The 5,489-nt window shown below is 41.9% G+C and carries 5 protein-coding genes; 2 read left to right on the top strand and 3 right to left on the bottom strand.

Annotated elements, in window-relative coordinates; translation table 11 throughout:
- Positions 1 to 77 precede the first annotated feature (77 nt).
- From I8752_RS20995 to I8752_RS20985, 3 genes are all read right to left on the bottom strand, one after another.
- Positions 78 to 1,415 carry an ABC transporter substrate-binding protein gene (locus I8752_RS20995; protein WP_214434228.1) on the bottom strand — a complete coding sequence of 446 codons (1,338 nt, stop codon included), beginning with the start codon at positions 1,413 to 1,415 and terminating at the stop codon, positions 78 to 80.
- A 314-nt stretch (positions 1,416 to 1,729) separates the two neighbouring features.
- The gene (locus tag I8752_RS20990; RefSeq protein WP_214434227.1) at positions 1,730 to 2,905 is read right to left on the bottom strand and encodes a hypothetical protein; all 1,176 of its coding nucleotides are present in this window, start codon (positions 2,903 to 2,905) and stop codon (positions 1,730 to 1,732) included.
- A gap of 406 nt (positions 2,906 to 3,311) precedes the next feature.
- On the bottom strand, positions 3,312 to 3,809 hold the full coding sequence (locus I8752_RS20985) for a GNAT family N-acetyltransferase (protein WP_214434226.1): 498 nt from the start codon (positions 3,807 to 3,809) through the stop codon (positions 3,312 to 3,314).
- 443 nt (positions 3,810 to 4,252) lie between these two features.
- Between I8752_RS20985 and I8752_RS20980 the strand changes: the two genes are divergently transcribed.
- A complete protein-coding gene (locus tag I8752_RS20980) occupies positions 4,253 to 4,678 on the top strand; it encodes a DUF4363 family protein (protein ID WP_214434225.1) in 426 nt (141 codons plus the stop codon).
- Between the two features lie 119 nt (positions 4,679 to 4,797).
- Positions 4,798 to 5,079: a peptidase gene (locus I8752_RS20975; RefSeq protein WP_214434224.1), complete on the top strand. Its 282-nt coding sequence runs from the start codon at positions 4,798 to 4,800 to the stop codon at positions 5,077 to 5,079.
- The last annotated feature ends 410 nt before the right edge of the window (positions 5,080 to 5,489 follow it).

Below are 5,489 nucleotides of genomic sequence, written 5' to 3'. Positions count from 1 at the left end.
GCTTCTGCAAGAAAAATTATTGGTGCAACCAATCCCCTGACAGCTCTCTTCCTTCTCCCCCTGCTCCCTTATCTCCCTCATCCTCCTTGTCCCCCCACTCTCTTATCCCCAGTCCCAAGCAGTCGGCGCGTTTCATTAGCAGCAGCTTTCATTGCTTGTTCCGAATCGAGCCGACCGGATAGTGCGGCGCTGAGATAACGTTGCAAAATATCCGATGTCTGGGCGTATTGGGCGATGGGCGATCGCAAAACTGCATTGTCCACGACTTGCAATAATTGTGGATAGTGAGGATATTTGGCAACAATTTCCGGATTTGTAAACAAATCCCGGCGGCTTGGCACATACCCTGCACTCAAAATAAATCGGCGCTGTGCCTTTTCGCTGGTAAAGTAATGAATTGCTTTCCAAGCTTGTTCGGGGTGTTTAGAAGATTTAGCAATTCCTATACCCCAGCCTCCTAGACAAGCCGCTCCTGTCTTACCAGGAGCATGAACCATGGGTTTAATTGCAATTTTTCCTTGAATTGGCGAACCTTTTTCTTGGGCTAAAGGCCATGCATAAGGCCAACTGCGTAAAAATGCCACTTTACCGCTTTGAAACAAGCGTCGAGTGTCTTCTTCTTGATAAGTTGTGACTCCAGGAGGAGATACGCCCTGGCTGATGGTACTACGCAAAAACTCAATAGCTCGTAATGTTTCTGGTCGATCTAGTCCTACTTCAAGCGTGTCGGGATTAACCCAGAAGCCACCAAAGCCATTAAGGACTTCCACAAACATCGCCACGAGTCCTTCATACTGGCGGCCTTGCCAAACATAGCCCCAATTTACTTTGTCTTTCTTCTGCAAGGCTTGGGAAATTCGCATTAAATCCTCAAAGGTTTCTGGTGGTTGCAATCCTGCTTCTTTGAGTAAATCTTCCCGGTAGTAAAGCATTCCCACATCGGAACGCATCGGAATTCTATACAGTTTGTTCTGGTAACGTCCCCCTTCTACATCCTTGGGCGAAAATGCTGCTAACTCTTCTTTGGAAATGCGATCGTCCAAGGGTAGCAACCATCCAGCAGCAGCAAATTTGGGTGTCCAAATGACATCCAGATTCACTAGGTCGTAAGGGGATTCACCTAAAATAAAAGATGATGTATACAGGTCTTCAAGCAAATTTGTCGCATTTGGCCCCTCAACTAAGTTAATGCGAATGCCTGGATTTTCGGTCTCAAAGTCTTTAATCAAACCCTGCTTCCAAGGTTGGGCATCAGGGGCAGTAATTAACATATTCAGGGTAACTGGTTGCTGCGGGAATGCTACCCAACTGAACAACATGATACCTAAGAGAATTGTCAAAAAAATCCCTATATGCAAAAAACTTGGTTTTTGGAGAAATTTTTGCAGCTTGTTTATTGGCTTTCGGTACAACATTATCAATGTAGCGATCGCTAGTGATAATTATTATATAGTTATCGTGCAAAGGTAACTGTATTTACGAAACTCAGTGCTGAGTGCTGAGTAACAAGAAGATGACGAGCGCACTTTCGCACTAAGGTAAAAGCCCCACCCGCAAGTGGCGCGGTATTTTAACTCAGCACTCTTCATGGCCTGTCTGCATAAAATTTCTCTATTCTCGATTAGACATAGGAGCGTTCGTTAATTCTGCGTTGCCCGAAATCCTTAGTAGGGGCGCTCTTACGTTCGCCCTTACATCATTTCACCAGATGTCTATGGCTTGCGCTATTTCAGCTATGGCTTGCTTGTTGCAGCAACTTAGCGTCCCAGGTATAAAGTCCTATTTCGTCCGGCACTCTTGAGAATCTTCCTATACGATGACCTCTTGATAATTCATTCAGCACTTTGGGTTTAACTTCTCTAACATCTGATTCATCAAGTTCTCCATATAATTCTTCGATAACTTCTGCAACACTAAAAACTTTGCCTGGATTTTGTCCCAACAAAGAGGTAAGTGCATCAATCAAAAATAGTCCTTCAAATTCTCCAAGCATTGGAATCAGGTTAGTTTTTGCCCGTGGGTCAGGTTTATTATTTTTGCTTTGCTTGGAAGAACTATTATTCCGATTGGAGTTGAGTAATTTCAAGGAAAGTGTATAAGAGCCTGGTTTGCCAGGAACAATTGACCATTTACTGTTTTCTCTACCACGAGTCAACGTAGAATGAACTCTACCTTTTACGACTTTGAAAACATCTGGTTTTAACTCTCCATAGAGCGATCGCACAATAAAATCAATGTGACAAACAGTGCCAGCATTTTTTTCCAATACCTGTAGAATTGCTTCGGTACGGTTGAGAGATTCATACTCCGATAGCATTGGAATCTCTGACCAAGAAAGCGAGTTATCTTGAGTTTCTTCTGGTGTCTCTAAGACCTCTGATGCTGATGGTGGCTGCAAGCCGTTGTCTGATGTAGAAGACAAATTCTCTGTTTCTAGCACTTGAGAAGTGTTAGGCTCTAGCAAGTTTACTGATAAATCACTACCGCGATCGCTTGTGTCATTTGTCAAGATTTCTGTTCCAGAAGCAGCTGGTTCGCTAATGACTATTGGCGCTGTAACATCTGGTTTTGCATCAGGTAAATTATCTGTTGTTGGCAGTTGATTTGCAACAGTTTCTACCTGCTTCACTTTTGTTTCTAAACTATTATCGTTATTGCCTAATAACAGGTTTTCTTGAACGGGAGCGCTCACTTTTGATGCGATCGCTTCATCTGTTGGCAAGTTGCCGTTAGCGTTTGAGCTAGAAGACCAGTTAGATAATAACGCTTCTACATGATTGAGATTTGCTAAAGCGTGTGTGTATAACTGTCCGTACTTTTCTACAAGTGGAGCATAGTAATCTCGCAATTGCAATAGTGGAGCAAGGAAGGTTTCAGGTGGCTGTAATTGTGATTGATTATCCATAAACTTTTACTTTTAGCAAAACCTTATCCCTTTTAGCTAAGGTTGCATATTTATTATTGACGCTGGGGAAACTAGCTAATCAAATATACGCCCTTGCTAGCTAACATATGTCTAGCGTGAAGGGAGGAATACATTGATAATAGCTTTTGATGATGCCAAGTAGGTGAAAAACTCACTCAAACATTTATAACAAAAGCAAAGTATCGTTTTTTTTAGAGATATTTTACAAAGTAAACCTTAAATTGTCGGGTGCGTTATAGCAAGGTTTAACGCACCGATAAACATGGTGCGTTACTAAATTGATCTTGAACTGTAACATCTTTTATCAAGTATGCGATCGCTTGATAATTACTAATGACTAAAATTTACTGAGAAATTCTCGATTAGCTAAAGTTATATTTATTACTTAGCCATCATATGCAAACACCAAAAACTTAGTACCTTGATATGTAAACTCTGTCATCTGGCACATTCCCATTTTGCGATGAGCGCGAAGCGACGCTTCATTGTTTGCTTTAACGAACAATATTCCTTGACGTTGTGGTAAATAATTTTTTAACTTAGCAAACATTGCCGCAGCAATACCCTGCCCTCGCATATTTTCCTCGACGCAGATGGGACCGTATAGATAAGCGTCTTTTGTGCCAGGGTAGGCTTGTAACATTGTGGTTATAATTGGCATCTGTGTTGATGTCTTTGACCAACTGAGTAAAAATCCGACAACTTCATTATCTTTGCGGGCAACAACGCTGGGCATTTGAGAGATAGTCTTACTTACTGCTTCACGCTCAAGATGACCCAACAACATACCGCCATGTTCTGCGTCATTGGCTTGGGCTAACTCCAGAATTCCAGTCACATCTGTGAGGTTAGCACGGTCAATCGCAAGATTAGATAAACACATACAATGATTCGTTACACCGTCTGCGTAGAAGCCGCTTTTAAGTCTGTGGTCTATTTTAACCAGATAATAGTGGCTTTACGAATGCGATCGCTTGTTGTAGCAGAAATTACGACTTAATCGTAAGTATAAGCGTATTATAAAATGTTACAGGCGTAACCACACCCTTTAGGACATTTTCAAAGCTTGAATGCTGGGAATAGTAAGACTTTTCCTCCTGCCTCCTGCCTCCTGCCTTCTGCCTTCTGCCTCCTGCCTTCTGCCTCCTGCCTTCTGCCTCCTGCCTCCTGCCTCCTGCCTCCTGCTATACATGCGTGAAAAGTTAAAAATTTAGAAAAGAAGAAAGGTTTTGTCTAAAGGGCGGCAAAACTATGGTACAAAAATGAAATTTGCAAGCAAACCTTAGAGCATTTGCAAACGCTTGCTAAATTTTTTGGAGAGTTATCATGAAACGCTTAATCTACATCATTCCCGTAACTGCAATTAGCTTACTGACATTAGTAGGATGCAACAACGCCCAACAATCCAGTACTCAGACTCCTGCTACCACTGAAACGACTGGAGGAAAAACAGTATCTGCAACTCCTGGAACTACGCAAGGAGGTTTTCAACCTTTAGTCAGTGTAGTTTCCAATACAAAGACTGCGGTAACAGCAGGAAACTTTAACAAAGCCCAACAGGAATTTGACAAGTTTGAAAACTCTTGGTCTAAAGTTGAGGATGGTGTCAAAGCTAAGTCTTCAAAAACCTATAATACAATTGAAGATACTGCAACTCAAGTCAAGAGCGCAATCAAAGCAAAAGATAAAGCAAAAGCTCTTAATGGGTTACAAACACTTGATACAAACATTGCTACTGTTTCTAAAAAGTGAGAGAAAGCAGAAAGCAAAAGGTAAAAACATGATTATTTTTGACATTCACGCTTTTAAAATGTCCTAATCTATATGCTCTTTGCGATAACTAACATAACTTCCGTTGGAGACCTTTGATAATGCGTTCGTTTCGCAAGTACCACCGTACTCTAGCGATTATCCTTGCAATACCACTTGCCGTAACGTTGCTAACTGGTATTGCAGTTACACTGGTAGGTGAGTGGTCAGCTAACCTTGGAGTTCCGCGTAGTCTACTACTTTCAATTCATCGCGGTGAAATTTTTGGTTTGGAGGGAATTTACCCGATTTTGAACGGATTAGGACTATTAGGGTTGTTAGTTACTGGGCTAAGTATGACTAATTTGTTTGGCAGGAAAAGGCCAAAACCCAAGCAAGATTAGAAAAGCTTTAACTTTACTCAGAGCGATCGCTGTCTTTCAAGATATGCAAAGGTGAAAACAAGCAACCATTGTTACTGCTGGCGCTAGTTGAGATCGGCATACTCTTGCCTAAGAGTGTTTAGAGTACCTTTATTTTTGTCAATCGATGCAATCACAATGTAACGCGATGCATTAACAATGCAGACCAATACATTAACATTGCAAGCCGATGCATTAACAATGTAACGCGATGCATTAATAATGCAGACCCATGCATTAACAATGCAGACCTATGCATTAACATTGCAAGCCGATGCATTAACAATGCAAAGGCTTGTTACCCCGACCAATGCAATCCCGCCTTATGAACGGGGCTTGTGAACCGCTAATTGTTGGGGCTATTTCTTCCCCCACACCCCACACCCCACACC

The sequence above is a fragment of the Dendronalium phyllosphericum CENA369 genome (genome assembly GCF_016056275.1).
Taxonomy (GTDB): Bacteria; Cyanobacteriota; Cyanobacteriia; order Cyanobacteriales; family Nostocaceae; genus Dendronalium; species Dendronalium phyllosphericum.
Note: the sequence above shows the minus strand (reverse complement) of the source record. Positions and strands in the feature narration are given on the sequence as shown.